This window comes from Bacillus sp. 41-22 (assembly GCF_025809295.1).
Classification (GTDB): domain Bacteria; phylum Bacillota; class Bacilli; order Bacillales; family Bacillaceae_G; genus Bacillus_A; species Bacillus_A mycoides.
On the sequence record NZ_CP084035.1, the window covers coordinates 4,191,319 to 4,215,587 of the forward strand.

The window sequence follows — 24,269 nt, forward strand, 5'->3', positions numbered from 1 at the left end:
GGACACCTAATTGAAGCGATTTAGCTATTTTATGGTAGGTTGTCTTACTCTTACACTATTAGTAGGATGTAGTGCAGCAGAAAAGCCAGTAGAACAAGTAAAACAAGTTAAAAATACAATTACAGCGAAACTAGCTACCGAGGAAAAAATGGTAGAGATAGATGGTCAAACGATTTACTTTAAAAAGATTGGTGATGAAAAACCACCTTTACTTATGATCCATGGATTTGGAGGATCATCCAATGGTTTTCAAAAGGTTTACTCAGATTTAGCAAAAGATCATACGATTATTTCTGTTGATGCTTTAGGATTCGGACGTTCCTCTAAACCGATGGATTTTTATTATTCTTTCCCAACTCATGCAAATTTGTATTATAAGTTAATGAAAAAATTAGGGTATGACTCATTCGCAATACTGGGACATTCTATGGGCGGAGAAATTTCTCTTAATTTAACATATTTATACCCCGAAGCGGTTACCCACCTTATTTTAACTGATGCTACAGGCGGCCCTCATACGTTCGTTAATAAACAAGGTTCACCAAAACCAAAGTTGTCGACTGATTTAAGTGCCGTTTCTTCTATTGCAGATTATGATGAGAGCAAAGTTAAATTCAAGCGTAATGATGAAGAGCATTATAATAAAATGAAATTATGGCCTAGGCGTCTTCAAATCAATGCAACTGAAATCAAGCAACCAACTTTAATTATATGGGGAAGAAATGATAGTAGCGTTTCTTGGAAAGAAGGAGAAACTTATCATCAATTCTTAAAAAATAGCACTTTCCATATTATTGAAAAAGGTTATCATGCTCCATTTCGTCAAGAGCCACAAGAGTTTGTAGGGTATGTAAAAGATTTCTTCGAGAAAAATCCTATAAGTGCTGAAAAATAAACGGGTATCTCCTTTTGAGATACCCGTTTTCATATATTAAGCAGCTTGCTTTTGGCGTTTTTGAATTTTTGATCCTAGTACTTTTGGAATAACTAAGCCATCAATTCCAAGTTTTCCAGCATTCATACCAGAAACAAGAACGAACATGGATAAGATAACCATTTCAGGGTTTACACCAATTGACCCACTAAACATATAGGAAAAGTTCATTACAAGACCGAAAAAGACCGCTGTTTTTGTTAAACAGCCTACAATTAAACCAATTCCGACTAAAATTTCTCCCCACGTCACAAGTGTATTAAATAAATCAACGTTTGGAATTGCAAAATCTTGTAAAAATGATGCCCACCAAGATTGAACAGCTGGTTGTGCTCCTTTAGATTTTTCAATTGCACCTTGTAAATAACCAGTTGCATCGAAGCCTTTCCCTTGTAGTTTACCGATTCCAGCCATTACCCATGTGTAACCAAGATACACTCGAATTATCGCTAATACAAAAGAAACTGCTTTGTTTTCTCTTAAAAATTGAATAATCATATCTTCCTCCTAAAGTTGTAATTAATTCAGTTACAGATAATATAATAACATTAGTTACTTACTTTTAAAACGTTAATCGTGAATAATTTGTGACATACATAAAAAACATTACATACTAACGTTTATATAGTAACTTTTATTACCTGTAAAAACTTGAACATATCATACCACATGTGATAATCATTTTCATTGAAGAAAATGTAAAAAAACTGTGAGTTAAATGTGAAACGCATTCATTCGAATATAGAATAAATCCGTTTCATATTGTTTATATACTCCAAATGTACATGTCTCCTCATCGGTTAATCTCGCTTCTCGAACAACTTATTCTAACGTTTGGTCATGGTTAACAAACCCGTAAAATAGGCGTATTGTAAACATAAGTGCTACATTTCCATCTACATAATCTATCAATCCAACATATGATTTTACACCACTATATAAAAAGGATTCTACTAGTTTCACCCCCCAAAACTTATACCAACCATTTACAATATGTGTAATATGCAATTTTGCATATCACTTAATTTCCGCTACGCTAAAGTATACTCTCGGCTCATTTAAGTCGTACACATCTTCTCCTAACTCTTCCATTACAAATTTCCTCTCCTATAAGTCCATTTCATATATACCCGTTTCTTTCAAAAAATCAGCTCTAGTTAAAGCGACTTTCTGTAAATATTGCCTATACGCTGTAATTGTTCCATCGTGTGCAACGATACAAATTTTTTCTGCTTTTAACTGATAGCACCAGTGCAGAAATTCATCTACTATTTGCTGAAATTCCATCTCCAAGATGATATTGACTCCCTCATTCCATAACAATTCATTTCTACTTTCTTCTAATGAAAAATGTGGAAATAAGTTTTGTATTATCTTTCGTTCTAACAATTGATCGCACGGTAATGTTTTGGCGGATTCCCGATAAGGAAAAATTCGCGGGGATATATGTGGGTGAACAATTTTTTGACAAGCAACTTCCGCACTCCATATTGTCGCAGTTTGTAAAGTTCGAAGTGTAGGACTAGCGATTAATATATCCTTTTCTTGTAATGGTACATCGCACTGAAGCAATTCAGCCTGCTTCTTTCCCACGCCCGTCAATGGCGGATTCACAGCTTGTAAACTTAATGGTAAATCTTTCGTATGTTCACCTTCACCATGCCGAACAAAAATAAGTTTCATTCTCCTCTTCCTCTCACTAGAAAATGGTCTCACATATTTCTTCCCTATTTTTTTCTTTACTCCTGCTATTTTAAAAAGTAGAATGTAAAAAGTGTTTGACATCAACATTTGGAAAATATTACAATTATATATGTAAAATATTTTTTACAAGAAGAGGAGGATTACAAATATGAAATGGATTATCGTCTTTATGGGAATGATCATATGGGGATACATAAATGGCTTTTTTAATAGTGATAAAACTGCTAATCCTTGGATTACAGATGATGAGCGTGAAACAAAAATTAAACAAAAAGCAATTATCGCAAGCTGGTCCGGTGTTTTCATATTTTGTATCATTAACCTCTTAAACAAATGGTTAGGTTTAGGAACGAGCGATACATCACCTTACTTACCATCTTCTGTCGCAACTATTTTAAAAGAAAATGTAGAGTTACAAGTTTTACTTATGTTATTCATTACGTATGGACTATTTTACTTATACTACCGAAGAAAACTAAGCGCTTAACTTTTATCTCATGATTATCCTCCTAAATGGTTATAGTAACTAGGACGCAATGAAAAAAGGAGAGATATAAAAATGAGTAACTCAAATGACTTTTTAGATACATTACATGAAAAACAAGCAAAAGATGAACAAAATAGAAAGCGCCAAGGGAACGGAAACCCTGCGAAAAAAAAGCCAAATAAAACACATAAATAACATTGAAAAACCTACCTGGAAATTATATTTCAGGCAGGTTTTTTTACTCGTCTTTAACCGAAACGACATCTTCCCAATTCCATTTCTCATAATACCACTCTGGTACATCTATATTTTCAATCCATTTCTTTTCATGTTTTCCATCGTTATGAGCAAGCCATACATCAGCTTTCTTACGATTTGAACGGAGCCACATTAATTGGTTGCTTTTCTTACTAAAAATAGGGTTATAATCGCCTTGGCTATTGGATGGCTTTGTAATTTGATGTTGTTCATCTGTTGTACTATTTATTTCATATAAAGATGGTAGTGGCCTTTTTTCTAGAGGGACCGATAGCTCTGCTTCCTTTGCCCTTGAAACGATAATTACATTCTCGTTCTTCCATGTGAAATCCCAATCAACATAGCCTTTTGGAGTAAATGTATTTTGCTGGAGAGCCGGCAATTCTTTTATTTTTAAATGCTTATTCTCTAAAGCAACCCTCCCGCTTCCTTCAATATAGGCTAATATATTTTTTGATGGCGCCCATTTGAACCATTGTGTGTTTAATAACATTTGATCTACTGTTTCAAAACGACTGCCGTCTGATCGAATTAAGCAAAGGGTATTACTATCAGCTGACAAAGAAGCTGTTGGTACTGCCAAAAACGAAATCCATTTTTGATCTGGCGACCAATTAAATCCACTTCCAACTAATGCTAAAAAGTCATCATGCTCATTCGGTAGTGCAGATAAATGCTTCATCTTATGAGGATTCATATTTGCATCCTTTTGTATTTCATATAACTGAGCACCTGTCCATCCTGTTGGAAGCAAGTACGCTTCTGATGATACAAGAAACTTCTTACCATCAGGATACCATGCATAGTCACCTACACCATTAGCTATGTTTTCAAAATCTGCTTTCTTTTTTTCAGCATCAAATGTATTTAATGTGCGTGCAAATACAAATGCAATTATATTCTCTGTTGGTGACCATTGATAATTCGATACTTCTGATTGAGATGGTCTAACTTTCTTTCCATCTTTTAGCCGATACAGTTCAAAGTGATTTCGCTTCTTTCCTTTTGCATATGCAAGCCATTCTCCATTATGTGACCATTTCGGTCCTGTTATGTACTCTCCTTTTGTAATTTGTTTTTCTTTTTCACCGACTTTAATCCATAGATTATGATTACGAATAAAGGCAACTTTTACTCCATTGTTTTCTGCGCTAGTAATAGAACTTGAATAGAAAAAAAGGAACAAAACCACGATTCCACTTACTATAAACCTTTTCATATAGCACCCCCATTTCCCCCTTTAGCATTCCTCATATTCCGCTTACTATATGCAAATATTATCCATTCGACATAATTCCAAAAAATTTCCCAAGAAATTTTTAATTCAAAGAGGATTGGTATGAATTATGTCGAATGTATAGTTCAGCCAACATCCGTTCCTATAATTAACGATAAAAATGTAATATTTATTTTCAGAAAATTGGCACTTTTTATTAGGGGGAGTTTCAATGAAGAAAACTACATCAACACTATTAAGTATGGCGCTCGTCTTTTCGAGCTTTGGAGCATTAAGCGCCCATGCTGAATCACTGCAAAAAGAGAAGCAATTTAGTCCACAGTTAAAAGCAAATATTGAACAATGGGGAGAAAACAAAATCGCGCAAAATGTTGAAACAAAAACATCAAAAGAAATTTCAGTTATTGTAGAATTGCAGCAGGCTCCACTCGCTTCACAAAGTAACATTCAACATGCTCCGGACCTACAAAATAGCAATGTGCAATCATACCATGCACAACTAAAAAAAGCACAAGAGGATACAACAAAGAAAATAAAAGAAAAAGCACCAAAAGCAACCATAAAAGAAACGTATAGTACGTTATTTTCTGGATTTTCTATTTCTATCCCAGGGGATCAAATTGCCGCTCTAGCTTCTTTACCTGAAGTAAAAGCAATTTATCCGAACTTAACATATAAATTACATGAAACGTCAAAAAGCCTAGCAGATCAAGAAACACCAAACGTTGGAGGCCCTACAGTTGGTGCACCTGAAGCTTGGAATTTAAAAGATCCGACTGGCAAACCCCTTGATGGAAAAGGGATGAAAGTCGCTATTATCGATTCAGGTGTCGACTATACCCATCCTGATTTACAAGCAAATTATATCGGTGGCTATGATACAGTCGATGAAGATAATGATCCGATGGATGGAAATGTCCACGGTACCCATGTTGCTGGAATTATTGCGGGTAACGGAAAAATAAAGGGGATTGCTCCGAATGCTTCTATACTCGCTTACCGTGTCATGAATGATGGTGGTACCGGTACGACCGATGATATTATTCAAGGTATTGAGCGAGCTATTCAAGATGGTGCTGATGTTTTAAATCTATCTCTTGGTCAAGATTTGAATGTACCTGATCAACCTGTAACAATGACGTTAGAACGCGCAGCAAAACTTGGTGTTACTGCAGTCGTCTCAAATGGAAATGATGGACCAAAACCTTGGTCTGTTGACGCTCCTGGTAACGCAAGTAGTGTCATCTCTGTTGGTGCATCTACTGTTTCTATTCCATTTCCAACATTCCAAGTAGCTGGTTCCAATAAATCTTACCAAGGATTACCGTTATCAAAATCAGATTTCCAAGTAGGCAACGATGCTCAGCTTGTATATGTTGGCTACGGTAATTCAAGTGATTACGCTAAACAAGATGTGAAAGGTAAGTTCGCCCTTGTTTTACAAGGAACTTCAAGCACGTTAGTAAAAGCAGAACAAGCGAAACAAGCTGGCGCTCTTGGCGTGCTACTAATTTCTAACGAAAAAGAAATTAATCTTATGCCCGAATATTTTGTACGTGAAGATGTAGCTCTTCCAGTTATGCAACTATCAAATACAAATGGCGAAGAGTTAAAAACTTTAATTACAAAACGAAAGAAAAATATAAAAATTGGACAACCAAAGCAAACAGAACTTATTGGTAACTTTAGTTCAAGAGGACCATCACAAGGTAGTTGGCTAATAAAGCCTGATATTGTTGCACCTGGAGTACAAATTACTAGTACAGTGCCGAGAGGTGGCTATGAATCTCACAACGGAACAAGTATGGCTGCGCCACAAGTGGCGGGAGCCGTTGCCCTGCTGCGTCAAATGCATCCTGATTGGACGACAGAACAATTGAAAGCAGCTCTTGCCAACACTGCAAAAACATTAAAGGATGTCAATGAAAATACATATCCTGTCATGGCACAAGGATCTGGTTTAATTAACATTCCAAAAGCAGCCCAAACAGATGCATTAGTGAAACCTAACAATGTAAGTTTCGGTCTTATTAAACCTAATAGCGGCAAAGTGAAGTTAACACAAAATATTACATTACAAAATCTTTCTAACAAAAAGAAAAACTTTTCAACTCGCATTGAATTACTAGATACAAAAACAAAAGTCCAGACTTCTTTCTCTTCTTCTATTAGTGTGAAACCTAATAGTAACATCGAAAAGCCTTTTACTATTAATGTAGATAGCTCCTTACCACAAGGTGTATATACGGGAAATCTATATGTGAAAGAGCAAGGTAAGACTGAAGAAATGCGTATTCCATTTACGTTTAGCATTGATCCGAAAGAATACAAACGTATTGATGGTCTTGAAATCGTTAATTCTACTTTTAGTCCAAATAATGATGGAATACTAGATGACAACCTGATCAATTACTATTTAGTTACACCAGTGGAGGATGTAACATTTCACGCTAATTTAATTACGAAAGACCGTGTAACATATCAAGGCATGATACATCAAGGTAAAAACGAAACACCTGGTTATAAATCTTTCAAATGGAATGGTACGAAAACCGACGGATCTCCTCTACCTGATGGCTTATACCAAATCGAAGCTGTTGCTTCTAACTCTGGTGGAGAAACGAAACAGACAGGAGCTGTTTTTGTCGATCGTACTGCACCGAAATTATCGTCTGAAGTAGATCAAGAAAACCTCGTAATTAGAGGTAAAGTAGATGATATACTTTTGGATTGGATGGCAGAATCCGGATGGGTTGCTCCAGGACATCCCGTAACGATACAGTATGAAATTAACGGAAATGGAGCATGGGAAAGTGCATACCTAAATCCTTGGGAGAAAAACTATGAAATTTATTTCGATCGTAGTCAATTACAACAAGGAAAGAATACAATTCATATTGTAGCAACCGATGCAGCTGGAAATAAGTCTAATTTAAACGTCGATTTAGAAGTGAGATAATAAAATTATTGTTGACAAGCTTTTAAATATAGTTTTATAATACAAAACATAGTTTAGTTGAACGAATTATATATCGGCTTTGAAGGAATACTAGTAGCGACTTATATCCCTGTCTCAGAGAACTGATGGTTGGTGCGAATCAGTACATATACAAGCGTGAATTACAATTCTGGAGCTTCTTTCCCGTAATGCTTTTTATGCATGAAGAGAAAGACGGATCTTTCCGTTATCTTAAAGTAAGTGGTAAACAATTAATTGTTTACAAATAGGGTGGTACCGCGATTTTTATCGTCCCTATCGGATTTTCCGATAGGGGATTTTTTGCGTCCTTCCCTTTTAAATAACTTCATATATACGCGTTGAAAGAATCGCAGTAGTATCTTGTATCCCTGTTTCAGAGAGCTAATGGTCGGTGGGAATTAGCACATATATAAGTACGAATTACAATTCTGGAGCTTCTTTTTCGTAGTGCTTTTATGCATGAAGGAAAAGACGGGATTTTTCCGTTATCATTAGTTGAGATGTAAGTATATTTTCACTTACAAATAGGGTGGTACCGCGATTTTTTCGCCCCTATCGGATTTTCCGATAGGGGATTTTTCTATTTCTCACGCAAACAGTTGTTAAAGAATTTCGAATGTTATGATAAAATTTTATAAGCGCTTACAATTCTGAAAGGAGGTGGTACAAGCTATACAAAACTGGTATTCATTTTTATAGAGAAAAAGGAGGACGTCTAAATGACAAAGAAAAAAGAAATTCCATCACATTTAAAACCATTCGTATCCACACAGCATTATGATCAATACACACCGGTGAATCACGCTGTTTGGCGTTACATTATGAGACAAAACCATAGCTTCTTAAAAGATGTTGCTCATCCATCCTATGTTAACGGACTACAATCATCTGGTATTAATATAGATGCAATTCCAAAAGTAGAAGAAATGAATGACTGTTTAGCACCAAGCGGCTGGGGTGCCGTAACGATTGACGGACTTATTCCCGGCGTCGCATTCTTCGATTTTCAGGGGCATGGATTACTACCAATCGCAACAGATATTCGTAAAGTAGAAAATATCGAGTATACACCCGCTCCTGATATCGTTCATGAAGCTGCAGGCCACGCACCGATTTTGCTTGATTCTACATATGCAAAATATGTGAAACGCTTTGGACAAATTGGAGCGAAAGCTTTCTCCACAAAAGAAGAACATGATGCTTTTGAAGCCGTTCGTACATTAACGATCGTAAAAGAAAGCCCTACTTCTACACCTGAAGAAGTTGCAGTTGCTGAAAATGCTGTAATCGAAAAACAAAACTTAGTTTCTGGTTTATCAGAAGCAGAACAAATTTCACGTTTATTCTGGTGGACAGTGGAATACGGCTTAATCGGCAATATAAATGATCCGAAAATTTACGGTGCTGGTCTCCTTTCCTCTGTCGGTGAAAGTAAGCATTGCTTAACAAACGCTGTAAAGAAAGTCCCATTCTCAATTGAAGCTTGCACCGGGACAACTTATGATGTAACAAAAATGCAACCACAGCTATTTGTTTGTGAATCATTTGAAGAATTGACTGAGGCCCTTGAGCAGTTCTCTACAACGATGGCATTTAAAACAGGTGGAACAGAAGGATTAGAAAAAGCAATCCGCTCCGAAAATCATGCTACAACTGAGCTAAGTAGTGGATTACAAATTACGGGTACATTTACAGAGACAATTAAAAATGATACTGGTGAAGTTATTTACACACGAACAAGCTCACCAACTGCATTAGCAATTCATAATAAACAACTAGCAAATCATTCTACATCTGTGCACAGCGATGGATTCGGGACACCAATCGGATTACTAGATGGAGATATTGCATTAGAAAATTGTACAGAAGAACAATTACAATCATTAGGCATTACAATTGGAAGCAGTGCAGAGTTTACTTTTGCAAGTGGCATTCATGTAAAAGGAACAGTAACAGACATTGTAAAGAATGATAAAAAAATTGCTCTTATCTCCTTTATAAATTGTGCAGTTACTCATAAAGATCGCTTATTATTTGATCCTTCATGGGGAGCATTTGATATGGCTGTCGGCTCACAAATCACTTCTGTATTCCCAGGAGCGGCAGATGCGGCTGCATTTTTCCCGATGAATGAAGAAGTACAAGAAACGCCTGATCCACTTGTACTGAATAAGCTTGAACGTATGTATCAAACAGTTCGAGATATACGTAACGATAGTATTTTACACGATACTCATACTGATCAATTAATAGCTATTCAAGAAGTATTAAATAAATTTCATCCGAAAGAATGGTTGCTTCGTCTTGAAATTTTAGAATTGCTTTTAGAACATAACAAAGGACACGAAGCATCAGCAGCATTATTACAACAACTTTCTACTTTCACAACTGAAGAATCTGTAACACGTCTTATTAACAATGGTCTTGCGTTACTGCAGGTAAAGGATGTGAAAAATGATGCTACGATTAACTAATGAAGAAGTACAAGAGGAATTAACAAAGCTGGATAAATGGACAGTGAAAGATGAAAAATGGATTGAAAGAAAATATATGTTTTCCGACTACTTAAAAGGAGTCGAATTTGTCTCTGAAGCCGCCAAACTATCAGAAGAACATAATCACCACCCATTTATCCTTATCCAGTATAAAGCAGTCATTATTACTTTGTCATCATGGAATGCAAAAGGTTTAACGAAACTAGATTTTGACCTTGCAAAGCAATTTGATGAACTATTTTTACAAAATGAAAAAGCTATTATAAGAAAGTGAAAAAAGAGAAGCCTTTTTAGGCTTCTCCTTTCACTTTAAAATGTATACAATGTCCAAACGGATCCTTGGCCTGTAATATTCCATCTTTATACGTAGCAACTACGCCAATATATTTTAAACTTTCACACACTTGCTCTTTTTGTTTTTCATCTGCTAGTACAATTGTGAAATATTTCAAACCAACGGAATTTGGCATTTGTGGTGGTATACCTTCACCTTGCCATGTATTTAAACCGATATGGTGATGATAACCACCTGCTGATACGAACAACGCTCCATTACGAGCTGGAATCGTTACATCAAAACCAAGGCCATCTACATAGAAACGTTTCGCTTCTTCTAAGTCAGCTACATGTAAATGAATGTGCCCCATCACAGTACCAGCCGGGAACCCATTCCATGTACTTCCTTGCTGTAATAATCCTTCGCCGTCTAACGGGTTACTAACAAATGGTAGCTCTCCATTTTCATCATGCCAAACTTCTTTTTGGCGATCATGATAAATTTCAATCCCGTTTCCATCTGGATCAGCTAAATAAAGAGCTTCACTAAAGTAATGGTCAGCCCCACCATGTAATGGGTGTACTCTCTCAACAAAATGACGAAGAATATTTGCTAAGTCTTGTCTGTTTGGTAATAAAATTGCATAGTGATATAAACCAGTTCGACCTCTTTGCTTCGGAAGAGCGTCTTCCTTTTCTTCTATTATGAGAAGTGGCTCATTGTCCTCATTACCAAACGTAACGATTGTACTTTTTTCTTCCAGTACCTTCATACGCAATACTTCTGTATAAAACTCTAGCGATTTCTTTAAATTTGATACATATAAATGAACAACCCCAAGTGTTGTTTCGGGATGAAGTGGAAAGCCCATTTTGTTATACCCCCATTTTAATTAATTCTTCTTTAACATTTTCTCTTTTAAGAAATTATCTACAAAACCATTAGCTTTCGCAACAAATAAGTAAGCACCCATCGCTAATAATGCAAGTTCTAACTCAAATCCAGGATTTTTCCCGTCTCCTAACAAACCAGCTGACCATTTTACTTTCACAATCGCTCCAACCATAACAAGTGCAAATAATAAGCCAATATACCTTACGCCTAAACCTAGAATTAACAATAGACCTCCAACTAATTCAACTGTTGCTACACCGTATGCAAGTCCTCCTGGTAAACCAATGCTTGTAAACCACCCTGCAATATTGTCAATTCCTGATTGGAATTTTGTTAAACCGTGCATAAAGAACGTTACCCCTAACACGATACGAATAATTAAGTTACCAATATGTTGATTCATTTCTTTCTCTCCTTTATAGTTTTGTTATACAAAACTTTTATTTACACAACAAAACATACACTAATTATTTTTATTCGTCAATTCATTTTTCATGAGAAAAAATATTTTTTTTTTGCTATGATACAAATAGTTGTTTACAAAAAGGAGCATGATTTTATGAATATCGGTTCTGCGATTCGTGAAATTCGTCAACGTAGAGGAATTACGATTGCCCAAATTTGTGAAGGAACAGGTCTTTCTAAAGGCTTTATGAGTCAGGTTGAAAACAATAAAACATCACCATCTATCTCAACTTTAGAAATGATCGCTAATTTTTTAAATGTCCCCCTTCCATATTTATTGTTAGAACAAAAAGATCGTTTGAAAATTGTAAAAAAAGAAGAGCGTAAATACAGTGTGTATGGAAAAGATGAACAAAGAATTGAACATGTTGCGGAGCAAGGTGGTCTCCGCCTATCTCTAGTAGAAATTTCTGCCGGATTCCCGAAAGAAAACTCACCAAATGCTCATGAAGGTGAAGAGTGTCATCTTGTATTACGCGGAAAACTAGAAGTTCAACATGGAGAAGATATTGCGATTGTAGAAGAAGGTGATTCTTTCTCTTGGAATGCATGCGTTCCTCATATTGTTCGCAATATAGGTGAAGAATCTGCATTATTACTTATCTCTAGTCATGCGGAAAATCGAAAACGTGTTTACTAAACGATAAAAAGAAGCCTGTTTCGTAACAGGCTTCTTTTTTATCCCCTTATAATTCCATAACTCGTCCCAACTAGTACGGTCTTTTCATGTTGATTGCGATAAACTGACTCAATTGAAACTTTTTTATATCCTTCCATTTGCTCAATATTTGTTAAAGTTAATTCACAAGTAACCGTATCCCCTGTAAAAACTGGTCTAATAAACTCACTTACTAATTCCCTCGCTATGTAATGTAACTCTTCGCCTACTTTCGTCCCAATGCTAGCAGTCAATAAACCATGGACCATTAATCGTCCATTCTCATCATATTCCATATGATGTCTACCTTTATCGCCTGTAATATTTGCAAATTCAAAAACTTCTTCCTCGGTAAATCTTCTTTCGTATTTAAATATATCCCCAACTTTTACATTCATTTTTATCCCCCATTTAATAAACTGAATTTTCTTTTATTTTATCACAAAATGAGTCTCAGTTCAGTTTATATTATTAAAATAGCAATCCTTTTTCTTTATTACCTTATAAGTTATCGATGCCCTTCCTCTTTGGCCACTTGATACCCATAGTACGCACATGTTCCATTTCTTGATAACTCTCTTACTTCAAAATCACAACTTCTATAAAAATCAAAATTGTTAGCGGACGTATGCGCAAACCAATCGCCATGCGGAAGCTTTTGTAAACAAAGAGCTACAAGTTTCTTACCTAACCCTTTCCCCCTATACTCACACTTCACAACTAAATTTACTATGTTAGCAACCATGATTTGATCAGAAATCACTCTAACCATCGCGACCATTTCTTCTTCATCCCAAATTGTGAAAGCCCATGTTGAATTTTCAAATGCAATCGTAAACTTTTCAATTTGCCAAGAAGGGATATTATCATTACTCCAGCCAGCATCTTCAAATAATGTCTTAATCGCATATGCTGGCACTCCATTCGTTCCTTCACGAATAATTAATCCATTATGATAAATATACATGTAATCCCTCCCTTTATTTTTTATATACCATTCTCCAAAAAATGCAATTCACCTTTTTTCATCCAACCCGCTTAATGGAATAAACGAGAACTTCCATCTCATGAAATGAAGTTGTTTTCTCATAACTAAGCCCTGTTTTTCTAGCAACAAATATTGAAGCTGGGTGGTTCGGATTAATAAGTGAAATTAATTTATTCATTTGTAATGCTTGAAAACCATAGTCTCGAAAAGCCGCCGCGGCCTCTTTCGCATACCCTTTCCCCCAATATTTAGGAAGTAGCCAATAGCCAATCTCAATTTCCTCTTTTCCATCTACCTTCTGCTTGACAAGTCCTGCATGACCAATTCTTATCCCTGTTTCCTTTTCAATCATTACAAATAAACCGAGACCATTTTTATAATTTGGAAGTACCCTCTCCTCCAAACTTTTTTTACATTGCATAAATGTTTTTAACGTTCCATTTCCAATATAGCGCATTACCTTCTCATCCCCCCATAAAGAAGCATAAAATGGTAAATCATCCATTGTATATTTGCGAAATTGTAAGCGATCTGTATGGAACACTCTTTTATTCACTCCCATCATTTTGAACCTCATTACATAACAACATATTTCAAACTACGTAAGTGTTGAATAATTCATATCAAGAAAGTTACCAAAAAGAAAGAAAATTCAATCTTATAAAAGTGTATTATATCAAAAAAAAGCAGTAGACAAAAGAGTGTCTACTGCATCCATATCATAACTAGTATAAAGAAAACTACAATTGAGGGGGTGTAGGATTTTCAAATATACTAGATACTTATCCCGTTCTAACGGGCGGTAAACCTTCCAATCCTTTGAGTGGAAAGTTTACCGCACATAAGAACTTTGCGGTCATTAAGAAAGCACTGTTAAGTACTCAAATACACGCTGAGCTTTTTCTCCACCCATTCGTGCATGTTGAAGAAGAGAGATGCCATGTGGGCCAGATGCACGTAATGCTTCTGGTTGTGCTACTAAAATGGCTTGTACGACTTCAAGTTCACCCAGCATAGCTGCTGCAAAAATATCCATCCGAGCTCCCTTTTCCAGTAAATAAAGAGCAATATCTTTACGGCCTACATGGGCCGCTGCTCCTAAGGCACTTTCCCAATCTGAGCCACCCCAATTATAAGAAGCATGAAGTAAGCTCGGTGATTCGGCCAAAAGCTCCTGTACTCTTTCTAGATCTCCGTGAGCTGCCATAACAAATTCCCTTACTAACTCAGTGGTAATACGCTCGTCTGTTTGCATCTCTCTTCTCCCTTTTCACAAATTCGTTTCGGTGTAAAAAATGGCTTGTCACTCCCTTGGAATATATCAACTTCAATTCCAAATACACGCTGAAACATTTGATGACATAGTACTTCTTCTGGTACGCCATCATACTGAATCTTCCCTTGTTTTAATACGAGTAAACGATCGCTATATTGAGCCGCTTGATTAATATCATGTAAAACCATTACAATCGTCATACCAAACTCTTCGTTTAATCGTTTAACAAGTTCCATTACTTCTAACTGATGGACGATATCTAAAAAGGTTGTTGGTTCATCTAATAGTAAGACATTTGTGCGTTGTGCAAGCGTCATTGCAATCCAAGCACGTTGCCTTTCTCCTCCTGATAAGGATTGTAAAAGACGATATTCATACCCTTCAAGCTTTGTAACAGACAATGCCCAATCAACAATTTCTTCATCTTCTTTATTTAAGCGACTACTCCATGATTTATGAGGACCTCTTCCGAACTCTATTAGTTCTTTCACTGTTAAATCTAATTGATGATCGTGCATTTGTGGTAACATCGCTAATTGCTTCGCTACATCTGCACTCTTCATCGTATAAATATTTTCCCCATCTAAAATGATGTCTCCTTCGCTTTGTTTAAGTAGCCGTGCTATTAAACGAAGCAAAGTAGATTTCCCCGATCCATTCGGGCCGATTAAACTAACGATTTCTCCAGCTTTAATATGTACATTCATATTTTGCATTTGAAATCTTTCAGAATGTGCGTAAAACACCTTGTTAACGGAAATCACGTTGTTTTCCTCCTCTATGGATTAAATATAAGAAGAACGGACCACCTAAGAAGGACAATAAAATACCAACAGGCAATTCGATTGGATCGAACCAACTTCGAGCTATCGCATCCGCAAAAACAAGTAATATCCCACCGCCAAGGCATGATAATGGCAGTAAATATTTATAGTCATTTCCAACTAATAAACGTAACATATGCGGTACAACAAGACCGACAAATCCAATAAGACCAGAAACACTAACTGCTATTCCAGCTAACATTGTACTTACTACTATTAAATAAAACCGACTTCTTTCCACGTTATACCCTAATAATTTTGCCATTTCATCCCCAAGCATTAATACTCGAATATGTTTAATACCGAAGAAAGCTAATATAATAGCGAATATCGCATAGTAAATAATCATATTTAAATGTGCCCAACTAACACCACCAATACCACCAGCTAACCACGGTAAAACTGATTGTACTTTGTCGCTATGTAATAACATTAGCGCTGAAGTCGCTGCACCAATTAAGGCGTTTATTGAAACACCTACTAATACAATTCGTGAAGGTGGCGCCCCCTTTTGCCATGATAGTGCGTAAATGACCATTGCTGTAATAAAAGCTCCTAAAAACGCTCCTAGTGGTAAGAATGCCATATGTTGAGGAAATAAAATCATGATTATAATTGCTACAAGACCTGCTCCTGATGAAACTCCGATAATTCCAGGATCTGCAAGAGGATTTCTCATAACCCCTTGCAATAATGCTCCTGATGCAGCTAAACACGTTCCTACTATAAAACCAACGAGCACTCTCGGTATACGAAGATCCCATACAATTCGATGAACTGTCGAACCTTCATCTTGTATACCTTCTATAATGTCTCGTAAAGAAAAAGATAAGCTCCCTGCAAAAAGGCCATAAAAAAGACCTAGAACAGTTAATACGACTAAAGTAACTGTTATTATCCACCTTTTTCTCGCAAAAGGATGTTCCTTTTCTCTTACTATTTCACTACTCTCCATACTTATCATTTCCTTACATCTTGTATACTTTTATACATAAAGTCCATCGCTTCTGTAACTTTTGTCCCAGGATTTGATCCAAATAAATCTGGTGGTAAAATAACTACACGATTTTGTTTTACTGCATCTAAATTTTTCCATGCTTCATTTTTCATCATTTCGCCTTCAAATGCTTTTTTCACACTATTGGGATCTCCATGTGTAATTAAATAAATCACATCTGGATTTGCTTCAATAATACGTTCTACACTTAGCTGTGCATATTGCGGATACTCTTTCATTTCTGGAAAACTAGCTGCGATATTTTTCCCGCCTGTTTTTTCTAAAATATCCCCTGATAGAGATGTTGGTAATGCTGCTAAATAAGTGCCTGGTGCTCCATAAACTAGCAACGCTTTAACGTCACTCTTTTTCTCATATTTCTTCATTTGATCATTAATTTTTTGGTTAAGCTCTTTTGCTTTATCTTCTTTCTTCATTACTGTTCCATACATTTCAATACCCTTTTGAATATCTTTTACAGAGTTGGCTGAAGAAATGATTACTTTTGTTCCTTGTCCTTCGACCGTTGGAATGTTCTTTTGGAATCCATTGTTAGCAACAAGTACATCCGGTTTTAAACTAGCAATTTGCTCAAAATTCGGTTGATGTGCATTCCCGATTACTTGTGCTTTCTTTAATTCCTCTGGGAGAGTTAATTTTGTATCCGGACGACCTACTATTTTTCCACCTAAAGCATGAATAATATCCATGTCTCCCATACTCAACGTAGCAAAACTTTCAGGAACTTTATTGAATGTTATCTTTCTGTCTGAGAGATCGGTAATTTCGATTTTGTCTGTTCCTTTGTCTGTTTTTGTTGCGGATGCTTTTTCGTTTTCTTTTGCACTGCAACCTATTAATAAGAAAAAAATAGATAAGATCGCTGTGAACAGCGTAATAGATTTGTTCATTCTTTCACCTCTAATTGATAATAATAATCATTAACTACTATTCTACTTTAATTGATAAGGATTATCATTGTCAATATGAAACGCATACATTTTCTACAAAAATGAAAAAACGCTACAAAAAGATTTCTTCTTTTCGTAGCGCCCTATTTAACAATTTTCTTCATATTCGCTCTCCTCTAATTGATCACGCATCGTTCTAACACGCTTAAAGAAGAAAAAAGCAAGAACTAAAAATACAATAATACTCCCCATCATAACAAAAGACTGTACCATACTTTTTATTCCACTTGGAATTAATAAACCGATCATTAAAAATGTACTTATAGCTAAAAGTACTTGTGCAAACCGGGTATAATCTGCTATTTTTTCTTGTAATTCTTTCATCTGCTTATCACTCCCATCCTCACTTTATCACATTCTATCAAGCTTAAAGACAAGTAAATAGAACCAATCTGGGAGATGTTTTCCAAAGTAAAAAAGAGCCGCTTACTCGCGGCTCTTTTTTATCTATTATACGCCTTTATATGCTTCTATATAGATTTCTTTCAGCTCTGAAATGAGCGGTAATTTTGGATTAGCTGTTGTACATTGATCTTCAAAAGCTCTTTCTGCTAATAATCCAACAACCCCTTCAAATTGATCTTTAGCAACTCCTTGTCCTGCAATACTCATATTTATATTTAAGCTTTTTCCAAGCTCAATAATTGCTTGGACGAGTGATTCCACACCTTCCGCTGTTGAGCTTGCTGGAAGCCCGAGCATTCTCGCAATATGTGCATAGCGTTCATCAGCCACAAAGTGCTCATATTTTGGGAACAATGCGTGTTTTCTTGGCTTAATAGCATTATAGCGAACTACGTGCGGCATAAGAATTGCATTCGCACGTCCATGCGGAATATGGAATTCCGGTCCAATTTTATGCGCTAAACTATGATTAATACCTAGGAAAGCATTTGCAAATGCCATCCCTGCGATTGCGGAAGCATTATGCATTTTTTCTCGTGCTTCTTCATCATTTCCATCTTTATATGCTCTCGGCAAATATTTAAATACGAGATCAATTGCTTTTAATGCTAAACCATCAGTATAGTCATTTGCCAGAACAGACACATACGCTTCAATTGCATGTGTTAATACGTCCATACCAGTATCTGCCGTCACATGAGGTGGTACTGTCATTACAAATTGCGGATCAACAATCGCTACATCTGGTGTTAATTCATAATCCGCAAGCGGGTATTTAATATTATTTTTCTTATCTGTAATAACCGCAAATGGCGTCACCTCTGATCCCGTCCCTGATGTTGTTGGAATGGCAACAAATTGTGCTTTATTTCCCAAGTTCGGATACTTACATGTACGTTTTCTTATATCTAAAAACTTCTGTTTTATTCCATAGAATGTCGTTTCTGGGTGCTCATAGAATAGCCACATCCCTTTTGCTGCATCCATAGCTGAACCGCCACCAAGCGCGATAATTACATCTGGTTTAAAGCTTTTCATCATGTCCGCACCTTTAAATACAGTTTCATCTGATGGATCTGGCTCAACTTCAAAGAAAACTTCAACTTTCACATCATTTGTATGCTTACGCAAATAGTGCGTAACTGTATCTACATAACCGTGCTCAACCATCCCTGGATCCGTTACAATAAATGCGCGGGAAATGTTAGGCATGTTTGCTAAATATGCTGTCGCATGTTTTTCAAAATAAATTTTGGGTGGTAATTTGAACCACTGCATATTCTTTTTTCTATTTGCCAACCTTTTTATATTTAATAAATGAGTCGCCGTTACGTTTTGGGAAACTGAGTTTTTCCCGTAGGAGCCACAACCAAGCGTAAGTGATGGAATAAATCCATTATATATATCACCAATTCCACCTTGTGATGAAGGTGCATTTACAATGAGACGGCAGGCTTTCATACGTAACCCAAATTGTTTTTGTACTTCTTTATTTGTAGAATGGATAACCGCTGAATGCCCTAGGCCACCAAGCTCTAACATTTCTTCGCAATATGTAAATCCTTCTTCTAATGAATTTGCTTTTACACAAGCTAACACTGGGCTCAGTTTCTCACGAGATAGTGGATACGCTGCTCCGATGCCTTTAATTTCAGCTACAAGCATTTTTGTATGTTCAGGTACAGTAATTCCTACTAATTCAGCAATATACTGTGCTGATTTCCCAACAATATCACTATTTACTGCACATGTATTTTCATTAATAACAAGCTTTTCTAATTTCTTTCTCTCTTCCTCTGTTACAAAATAACAATTATTTGCAATCATTTCTGCTTTAACATCATTATAGATTTCCTTATCTACAATGATGGCTTGTTCTGACGCACAAATCATACCGTTATCAAATGTTTTCGATAAAATCAAATCATTAACAGCACGTTTTACATGTGCCGATTTCTCTATATAACATGGTACATTACCTGGCCCTACACCTAGCGCCGGTTTACCAGTAGAATAAGCCGATTTCACCATACCAGCCCCTCCAGTTGCTAGAACGAGTGCGACACCATCATGGTTCATTAATTGTTTCGTTGCTTCCACAGAAGGTCTTTCAATCCATTGAATACAATGCTTTGGTGCACCAGCTTTCACTGCTGCATCATATACTGTTTTTGCCGCTGCAACGGAACAGTTTTGTGCAGAAGGATGAAATGCGAAAATAATTGGATTTCTCGTTTTTATCGCGATTAATGCTTTAAACATTGTTGTCGATGTTGGGTTCGTTACTGGCGTTACCCCAGCTACTACACCGACAGGTTCTGCGATTTCTATTATTTCTTCATGAGGATCTTCATGAATAATCCCTACCGTTTTATCTTTCTTTATACTATGCCAAATATATTCAGTGGCAAAAATATTTTTAATGCATTTATCTTCATATACGCCACGGCCCGTTTCTTCAACAGCCAACTTCGCAAGCGGCATATGTTGATCGACACCCGCAAGCGCCATTTCATGAACAATGTTGTCAATTTGCTCTTGTGTAAAACTTTCTAATGCTTGTAAAGCTTTTTGACCGTTATCTACTAACGTATCAATCATCTCTTTTACCTCTTGCATTTCATTTACAACTTTCTCTTTGACTACCATGTAAATTTCCTCCTATTCTGCTATTCTGGACTTTATAAGTCCCTATAGGTCATAAAAAGTCCCGATTAGCGTAAAAAAATAGAGTTACCTTCCTACATGAATCCCATTGATTGTGAAACATTTTACAATTTTGTTCGTGAATAACATTTCATGAATTCAATATACATGAAATCATTTCATTTGTGTATGTCTAATTTGTGAAATATTTCACAAATTAATATAATAAAATGCACTGCTCTATATTAGCAGTGCATTTTTATTATGCTAGTGCTTGTGCCAAATCTTCAATTAAATCTTCTCCATCTTCAATACCAACAGAGATTCGAATTAATGTATCTGTAATTCCTAATTCTTTACGGCGATCTGCTGGGATTGATGCATGTGTCATTTGAGATGGGATAGAAATTAAACTTTCTACTGCTCCTAAGCTTTCAGCAAGTGTAAAGTATTGCAGTTTCTCAAGTACTTTATTCAACGTTTCCGCACTATCTACATCAAATGAGATGATAGCACCAAATCCATTTGCTTGTTCTGTTGCTAGTTCATGGTTTTGATGGGATTCAAGACCTGGATAATATACTTTATTTACTTTTGGATGGTTATTTAAAAACTCGGCAATCGCACGTGAATTCGTTTCATGTTCTTCCATACGAATTCCTAATGTTTTTAAACCACGAAGTAGTAAGAAGCTATCTTGTGGGCCAAGAATACCTCCTGTTGAGTTTTGTACAAAGTGAAGGTCTTCTGCTAATTGCGGGCTATTTACAACTACTAGGCCTGCAACTACGTCACTATGTCCTCCTAAATATTTCGTTGCACTATGAAGCACAATGTCTGCTCCTAAAGAAATTGGCGACTGCCAATATGGCGTCATGAATGTGTTATCAATAATTGTTAATAAATCTTTCTCTTTAGCAAGAGCAGATATTTTCTTAATATCAGTAATTTTTAGTAATGGGTTCGTTGGTGTTTCTACATAAATCGCTTTCGTATTTGGACGAATCGCTTCTACAACTTCCTCTAGGTTTGTTGTATCTACAAATGTATGCTCAATACCGAAGCGGTTTAATACTTTCGTAATAACACGGTACGTTCCGCCATAAACATCATCTGTTAAAATGACGTGATCTCCTTTTGAGAACAACATAATTGTTGCTGTAATAGCAGCCATTCCTGAACCAAATGCAAATCCAGCATGACCGTTTTCTAATACAGCAATCATTTCTTCTAAAGCTGCACGTGTTGGGTTGCCTGTACGTGAATATTCATATCCTTGATGCTTACCAACTGCTTCTTGTTTATACGTACTTGTTTGATAAATCGGTACATTTACAGATCCAGTTGAAGGTTCTCCTATGCGAATACCATGAATTAATTTTGTCTTTGCTCTCATTTTTTATTCCCATCCTTTGTATATGTCTTTACTTAAATAGCGCTCACTACTATCAGGAAAAATCGTTACAATATTCGTACCTGGTGCTGCTTTCTCTGCCTCAAGTAAGCTTGCATGAAACGCTGCTCCTGAAGAGCTCCCAACGAGAAGGCCTTCTTTTTGCGCTAACTCTTTTACTCGTAAAAATGCATGTCGATCAGAAATTGTATGAATTTCATCAAAATAAGATGTTTTTAAAAATGGCGGGATGAATTCAAGACCAATCCCTTCTGTTTCATGTGAACCAGCTTTACCACCATTTAAAATAGATCCTTCTGGTTCTACAATAACCGTCTTAATATCAATGTTTTTCTCTTTTAAATAAGACGCAGTTCCCATAAACGTACCGCCAGTTCCTGCCCCTGCAACAAATATGTTAATTTCTCCATTCAATGCATCCCAAAGTTCAGGACCTAATGTTTTGAAATAAGCACGAGGGTTTGCTTCATTCGCAAACTGACTTGGAGAGTATGAATTCGGTATTTCATTTACTAATTCTTTTGCCTTTGCAATTGCGCCGGTCATTCCTTGCTCAGTCGGTGTATGCACGACCTTTGCACCTAGCGCTTTCATTATTTCTTGTTTTTCAATACTAAATTTCTCTGGTACACAAACAATAACGCGTAAATCATGTTCTAACGCTGCAAGTGCCAGTCCAATGCCGGTATTTCCAGCCGTCGGTTCAATAATTGTTCCGCCCTCTGCAACAAGCCCTTTTTCTAGCGCATCTTCAATTAATTCTCTTCCTAAACGATCCTTAACGCTTCCGCCTGGGTTGTAAAATTCAAGCTTTGCAAATAAACGGACTCCTTTCGGAAGTGAAAAACGAGTAATTTCTACGATTGGTGTATGGCCAATCAACTCATGAACTCCACGATATACATTCATCGTGTTCTCCCCCTTATTTGCCAATAAAGAAAAGGCAACTGTATGTATTTTCTTTATATGAGACAGTTGCCTTTTTGTTACATTACTTTAACTCTTCTAGTACTTTTACGATAAAGTTTGTAGAATGAAGAGCTGCTTGATCTAAAAATTGATCAAATGAAACATTTGATTCTTTACCAGCAATATCAGAAAGTGCACGAATAATAACAAACGGAACTTCATATTGGTGGCATACTTGCGCAACAGCTGCTGCTTCCATTTCTACTGCATAAAGGTCTTCAAATTTATCACGAATTGCTGCAACGCGGTTCGGATCACTCATAAATGAATCACCTGTTGCAATCATACCTTTTACAACTTGAATATTTTCTTCTGCCTGCATACATTTCTCAGCTAATGCAACTAATGCCTCATCAGCTTTAAATCCAGGTGGCATTCCTGGCACTTGACCATATTCGTAGTTAAATGCTGTTACATCTACGTCATGGTGACGAACTTCTGTTGAAATAACTACATCACCAACATTTAGAGAGTGATGGAATCCACCAGCTGAACCAGTATTAATTACTTTTTCAGGCTTATATTTTTCTAATAAAATTGTCGTTGACATCGCTGCATTTACTTTACCAATACCAGACTTTAGCAAGATTACTTCATGTCCTGCCAATAGCCCTTTCGTAAATTCACAACCTGCAACAGTTTCTGTTTCTGCTTGTTCTAGTTTGTCACGTAAAATACGTACTTCTTCTTCCATTGCTCCAATTACAGCAATTCTCAATCTAATCCCTCTTTCTATTGCTTAGTTGCCTCCATTACCCAAACGAAATGATTTAATCTCGTAAACGTTACGTGGAAGCCATTGTTTTCAAAAATAGATTGCATGATCGGAATACGTGTATAGTATTCTGTTTGCAAATCGTTTGCTAACTGATGAAAACCTCTTTGTTTTGCTACTTCGACAGTTTTATCATATGCATCTTGATCTGCAAATATCGTATCAGCAAACACTATTTTACCACCTTTGTTTAGCAATTGACTATACTTCGCAATTGCTACGTCTTTTTCTTCATCTATTAAATGATGAAATGCGTAAGTGCTCACAATAGTATCGATTGAATTTGGGACTTCAAATGAAAGAAAATCACCCTCTGTAATTGAAAAATCTTTTGGTAATTTCTCTTTTGCAATAGTACGCATTTCGCGTGACGGTTCTATACCGTAAACTGTGCGACCAGCAAGTAATAATTTATTTGTTAAATTGCCAGTACCAACACCAAATTCTAATACGTTGCCAAATGACTTGTTAACTACATCCTCTAAAATGTCCTCATAATGGGCGAAAACTTCTTTATATTGTATATCTTCGCCTTGTACAAATGAGTCGTACGTATGAGCCCATTCATCAAATAAACCATTAAATTCTGTTCCCATAAAAATTCCCCTTTTTCTT

At 36.3% G+C, this 24,269-nt stretch carries 25 protein-coding genes, 1 pseudogene and 2 other annotated features; of the genes and pseudogenes, 7 read left to right on the plus strand and 19 right to left on the minus strand.

All coding sequences use genetic code 11. The features are described from left to right. Positions 1-10: 10 nt before the first annotated feature. Positions 11-895, plus strand: coding sequence for an alpha/beta fold hydrolase (locus tag LCF45_RS21485; RefSeq protein ID WP_002129173.1), 885 nt, complete (start codon positions 11-13; stop codon positions 893-895). Positions 896-931: 36 nt separating this feature from the next. On the opposite strand, the gene LCF45_RS21490 is transcribed toward LCF45_RS21485, so the two are convergent. The 3 genes and pseudogenes from LCF45_RS21490 to LCF45_RS21500 all read right to left on the minus strand — a co-directional run bounded on the left by LCF45_RS21490 (position 932) and on the right by LCF45_RS21500 (position 2,617). Next, positions 932-1,432 (minus strand): DoxX family protein, encoded by a 501-nt coding sequence (locus LCF45_RS21490; protein ID WP_002015237.1) that lies wholly within the window; start codon positions 1,430-1,432, stop codon positions 932-934. Between the two features lie 324 nt (positions 1,433-1,756). Next, positions 1,757-2,041, minus strand: a pseudogene (locus LCF45_RS21495) (delta-aminolevulinic acid dehydratase); the annotation flags it as partial. Next, on the minus strand, positions 2,042-2,617 hold the full coding sequence (locus LCF45_RS21500) for a histidine phosphatase family protein (protein WP_263894278.1): 576 nt from the start codon (positions 2,615-2,617) through the stop codon (positions 2,042-2,044). It lies immediately after the preceding pseudogene. Between the two features lie 169 nt (positions 2,618-2,786). Here LCF45_RS21500 and LCF45_RS21505 point away from each other — a divergent pair, with 169 nt between their 5' ends. Beyond that, complete coding sequence (locus tag LCF45_RS21505) at positions 2,787-3,125, plus strand: hypothetical protein (RefSeq protein ID WP_002167648.1); 339 nt, start codon at positions 2,787-2,789, stop codon at positions 3,123-3,125. 72 nt (positions 3,126-3,197) lie between these two features. Beyond that, complete coding sequence (locus LCF45_RS21510) at positions 3,198-3,320, plus strand: DUF4023 domain-containing protein (RefSeq protein ID WP_000071861.1); 123 nt, start codon at positions 3,198-3,200, stop codon at positions 3,318-3,320. 43 nt (positions 3,321-3,363) lie between these two features. On the opposite strand, the gene LCF45_RS21515 is transcribed toward LCF45_RS21510, so the two are convergent. Continuing rightward, complete coding sequence (locus tag LCF45_RS21515; protein WP_002167647.1) at positions 3,364-4,602, minus strand: TolB family protein; 1,239 nt, start codon at positions 4,600-4,602, stop codon at positions 3,364-3,366. A 229-nt stretch (positions 4,603-4,831) separates the two neighbouring features. Between LCF45_RS21515 and LCF45_RS21520 the strand changes: the two genes are divergently transcribed. The 3 genes from LCF45_RS21520 to LCF45_RS21530 all read left to right on the plus strand — a co-directional run bounded on the left by LCF45_RS21520 (position 4,832) and on the right by LCF45_RS21530 (position 10,369). Continuing rightward, positions 4,832-7,579, plus strand: a complete 2,748-nt coding sequence (locus LCF45_RS21520; RefSeq protein WP_088045153.1) for a S8 family peptidase — start codon at positions 4,832-4,834, stop codon at positions 7,577-7,579. A 70-nt stretch (positions 7,580-7,649) separates the two neighbouring features. After that, positions 7,650-7,878 (plus strand) — a binding site (T-box leader). A gap of 51 nt (positions 7,879-7,929) precedes the next feature. Then, positions 7,930-8,157, plus strand: a binding site (T-box leader). A 162-nt stretch (positions 8,158-8,319) separates the two neighbouring features. After that, positions 8,320-10,074 carry an aromatic amino acid hydroxylase gene (locus tag LCF45_RS21525; RefSeq protein ID WP_002167645.1) on the plus strand — a complete coding sequence of 585 codons (1,755 nt, stop codon included), beginning with the start codon at positions 8,320-8,322 and terminating at the stop codon, positions 10,072-10,074. Next, positions 10,055-10,369: a 4a-hydroxytetrahydrobiopterin dehydratase gene (locus tag LCF45_RS21530; RefSeq protein ID WP_002167644.1), complete on the plus strand. Its 315-nt coding sequence runs from the start codon at positions 10,055-10,057 to the stop codon at positions 10,367-10,369. The genes LCF45_RS21525 and LCF45_RS21530 overlap by 20 nt, the downstream gene beginning before the upstream one ends. Positions 10,370-10,385: 16 nt before the next feature. On the opposite strand, the gene LCF45_RS21535 is transcribed toward LCF45_RS21530, so the two are convergent. Together LCF45_RS21535 and LCF45_RS21540 are read right to left on the minus strand one after the other, a co-directional pair. Then, positions 10,386-11,243, minus strand: coding sequence for a VOC family protein (locus tag LCF45_RS21535; protein WP_002015247.1), 858 nt, complete (start codon positions 11,241-11,243; stop codon positions 10,386-10,388). Between the two features lie 21 nt (positions 11,244-11,264). Continuing rightward, on the minus strand, positions 11,265-11,669 hold the full coding sequence (locus LCF45_RS21540; RefSeq protein ID WP_002015248.1) for a DoxX family protein: 405 nt from the start codon (positions 11,667-11,669) through the stop codon (positions 11,265-11,267). Between the two features lie 156 nt (positions 11,670-11,825). Between LCF45_RS21540 and LCF45_RS21545 the strand changes: the two genes are divergently transcribed. Beyond that, positions 11,826-12,371 (plus strand): helix-turn-helix domain-containing protein, encoded by a 546-nt coding sequence (locus tag LCF45_RS21545; RefSeq protein WP_002015249.1) that lies wholly within the window; start codon positions 11,826-11,828, stop codon positions 12,369-12,371. 38 nt (positions 12,372-12,409) lie between these two features. Here the strand turns inward: LCF45_RS21545 and LCF45_RS21550 are convergent, their stop codons facing one another. The 13 genes from LCF45_RS21550 to LCF45_RS21610 form a co-directional block, all read right to left on the minus strand. Continuing rightward, positions 12,410-12,787 (minus strand): hotdog family protein, encoded by a 378-nt coding sequence (locus LCF45_RS21550; RefSeq protein WP_002129189.1) that lies wholly within the window; start codon positions 12,785-12,787, stop codon positions 12,410-12,412. A 110-nt stretch (positions 12,788-12,897) separates the two neighbouring features. Then, positions 12,898-13,356 (minus strand): GNAT family N-acetyltransferase, encoded by a 459-nt coding sequence (locus LCF45_RS21555; RefSeq protein WP_002129190.1) that lies wholly within the window; start codon positions 13,354-13,356, stop codon positions 12,898-12,900. A gap of 58 nt (positions 13,357-13,414) precedes the next feature. After that, the gene (locus LCF45_RS21560) at positions 13,415-13,942 is read right to left on the minus strand and encodes a GNAT family N-acetyltransferase (protein WP_002129191.1); all 528 of its coding nucleotides are present in this window, start codon (positions 13,940-13,942) and stop codon (positions 13,415-13,417) included. Positions 13,943-14,236: 294 nt separating this feature from the next. Beyond that, positions 14,237-14,632: an ankyrin repeat domain-containing protein gene (locus LCF45_RS21565; RefSeq protein ID WP_002129192.1), complete on the minus strand. Its 396-nt coding sequence runs from the start codon at positions 14,630-14,632 to the stop codon at positions 14,237-14,239. Then, positions 14,599-15,417, minus strand: coding sequence for an ABC transporter ATP-binding protein (locus LCF45_RS21570; RefSeq protein WP_002129193.1), 819 nt, complete (start codon positions 15,415-15,417; stop codon positions 14,599-14,601). Before LCF45_RS21570 ends, LCF45_RS21565 begins: the two co-directional genes overlap by 34 nt. Then, on the minus strand, positions 15,404-16,432 hold the full coding sequence (locus tag LCF45_RS21575; protein ID WP_002015259.1) for a FecCD family ABC transporter permease: 1,029 nt from the start codon (positions 16,430-16,432) through the stop codon (positions 15,404-15,406). Before LCF45_RS21575 ends, LCF45_RS21570 begins: the two co-directional genes overlap by 14 nt. Before the next feature lie 5 nt (positions 16,433-16,437). Beyond that, on the minus strand, positions 16,438-17,385 hold the full coding sequence (locus tag LCF45_RS21580) for an ABC transporter substrate-binding protein (RefSeq protein WP_002015260.1): 948 nt from the start codon (positions 17,383-17,385) through the stop codon (positions 16,438-16,440). 147 nt (positions 17,386-17,532) lie between these two features. Then, positions 17,533-17,769 (minus strand): YrhC family protein, encoded by a 237-nt coding sequence (locus LCF45_RS21585; protein ID WP_002034123.1) that lies wholly within the window; start codon positions 17,767-17,769, stop codon positions 17,533-17,535. Positions 17,770-17,895: 126 nt separating this feature from the next. Beyond that, the gene (gene adhE / locus LCF45_RS21590) at positions 17,896-20,499 is read right to left on the minus strand and encodes a bifunctional acetaldehyde-CoA/alcohol dehydrogenase (RefSeq protein ID WP_078422008.1); all 2,604 of its coding nucleotides are present in this window, start codon (positions 20,497-20,499) and stop codon (positions 17,896-17,898) included. A gap of 259 nt (positions 20,500-20,758) precedes the next feature. Then, complete coding sequence (locus LCF45_RS21595; RefSeq protein ID WP_002067265.1) at positions 20,759-21,892, minus strand: bifunctional cystathionine gamma-lyase/homocysteine desulfhydrase; 1,134 nt, start codon at positions 21,890-21,892, stop codon at positions 20,759-20,761. Between the two features lie 3 nt (positions 21,893-21,895). Next, positions 21,896-22,819 carry an O-acetylserine dependent cystathionine beta-synthase gene (locus tag LCF45_RS21600; RefSeq protein ID WP_002129198.1) on the minus strand — a complete coding sequence of 308 codons (924 nt, stop codon included), beginning with the start codon at positions 22,817-22,819 and terminating at the stop codon, positions 21,896-21,898. A gap of 82 nt (positions 22,820-22,901) precedes the next feature. After that, positions 22,902-23,597, minus strand: a complete 696-nt coding sequence (mtnN, locus tag LCF45_RS21605; protein WP_002015266.1) for a 5'-methylthioadenosine/S-adenosylhomocysteine nucleosidase — start codon at positions 23,595-23,597, stop codon at positions 22,902-22,904. A 14-nt stretch (positions 23,598-23,611) separates the two neighbouring features. Next, positions 23,612-24,250 carry a class I SAM-dependent DNA methyltransferase gene (locus LCF45_RS21610; RefSeq protein ID WP_002129200.1) on the minus strand — a complete coding sequence of 213 codons (639 nt, stop codon included), beginning with the start codon at positions 24,248-24,250 and terminating at the stop codon, positions 23,612-23,614. Between the last annotated feature and the right edge of the window lie 19 nt (positions 24,251-24,269).

Coding starts and splice junctions, on each gene's coding strand:
- LCF45_RS21580 (WP_002015260.1), bottom strand. CDS start 17,385: ATGAACAAATCTATTACGCTGTTCACAGCGATCTTATCTATTTTTTTC.
- adhE (WP_078422008.1), bottom strand. CDS start 20,499: ATGGTAGTCAAAGAGAAAGTTGTAAATGAAATGCAAGAGGTAAAAGAG.
- LCF45_RS21530 (WP_002167644.1), top strand. CDS start 10,055: ATGATGCTACGATTAACTAATGAAGAAGTACAAGAGGAATTAACAAAG.
- LCF45_RS21510 (WP_000071861.1), top strand. CDS start 3,198: ATGAGTAACTCAAATGACTTTTTAGATACATTACATGAAAAACAAGCA.
- LCF45_RS21600 (WP_002129198.1), bottom strand. CDS start 22,819: ATGAATGTATATCGTGGAGTTCATGAGTTGATTGGCCATACACCAATC.
- LCF45_RS21490 (WP_002015237.1), bottom strand. CDS start 1,432: ATGATTATTCAATTTTTAAGAGAAAACAAAGCAGTTTCTTTTGTATTA.
- LCF45_RS21555 (WP_002129190.1), bottom strand. CDS start 13,356: ATGTATATTTATCATAATGGATTAATTATTCGTGAAGGAACGAATGGA.
- LCF45_RS21500 (WP_263894278.1), bottom strand. CDS start 2,617: ATGAAACTTATTTTTGTTCGGCATGGTGAAGGTGAACATACGAAAGAT.
- LCF45_RS21505 (WP_002167648.1), top strand. CDS start 2,787: ATGAAATGGATTATCGTCTTTATGGGAATGATCATATGGGGATACATA.
- LCF45_RS21535 (WP_002015247.1), bottom strand. CDS start 11,243: ATGGGCTTTCCACTTCATCCCGAAACAACACTTGGGGTTGTTCATTTA.
- LCF45_RS21575 (WP_002015259.1), bottom strand. CDS start 16,432: ATGGAGAGTAGTGAAATAGTAAGAGAAAAGGAACATCCTTTTGCGAGA.
- LCF45_RS21610 (WP_002129200.1), bottom strand. CDS start 24,250: ATGGGAACAGAATTTAATGGTTTATTTGATGAATGGGCTCATACGTAC.
- LCF45_RS21525 (WP_002167645.1), top strand. CDS start 8,320: ATGACAAAGAAAAAAGAAATTCCATCACATTTAAAACCATTCGTATCC.
- LCF45_RS21595 (WP_002067265.1), bottom strand. CDS start 21,892: ATGAGAGCAAAGACAAAATTAATTCATGGTATTCGCATAGGAGAACCT.
- LCF45_RS21560 (WP_002129191.1), bottom strand. CDS start 13,942: ATGATGGGAGTGAATAAAAGAGTGTTCCATACAGATCGCTTACAATTT.
- LCF45_RS21565 (WP_002129192.1), bottom strand. CDS start 14,632: ATGCAAACAGACGAGCGTATTACCACTGAGTTAGTAAGGGAATTTGTT.
- LCF45_RS21515 (WP_002167647.1), bottom strand. CDS start 4,602: ATGAAAAGGTTTATAGTAAGTGGAATCGTGGTTTTGTTCCTTTTTTTC.
- LCF45_RS21545 (WP_002015249.1), top strand. CDS start 11,826: ATGAATATCGGTTCTGCGATTCGTGAAATTCGTCAACGTAGAGGAATT.
- LCF45_RS21550 (WP_002129189.1), bottom strand. CDS start 12,787: ATGAATGTAAAAGTTGGGGATATATTTAAATACGAAAGAAGATTTACC.
- LCF45_RS21585 (WP_002034123.1), bottom strand. CDS start 17,769: ATGAAAGAATTACAAGAAAAAATAGCAGATTATACCCGGTTTGCACAA.
- LCF45_RS21520 (WP_088045153.1), top strand. CDS start 4,832: ATGAAGAAAACTACATCAACACTATTAAGTATGGCGCTCGTCTTTTCG.
- LCF45_RS21540 (WP_002015248.1), bottom strand. CDS start 11,669: ATGAATCAACATATTGGTAACTTAATTATTCGTATCGTGTTAGGGGTA.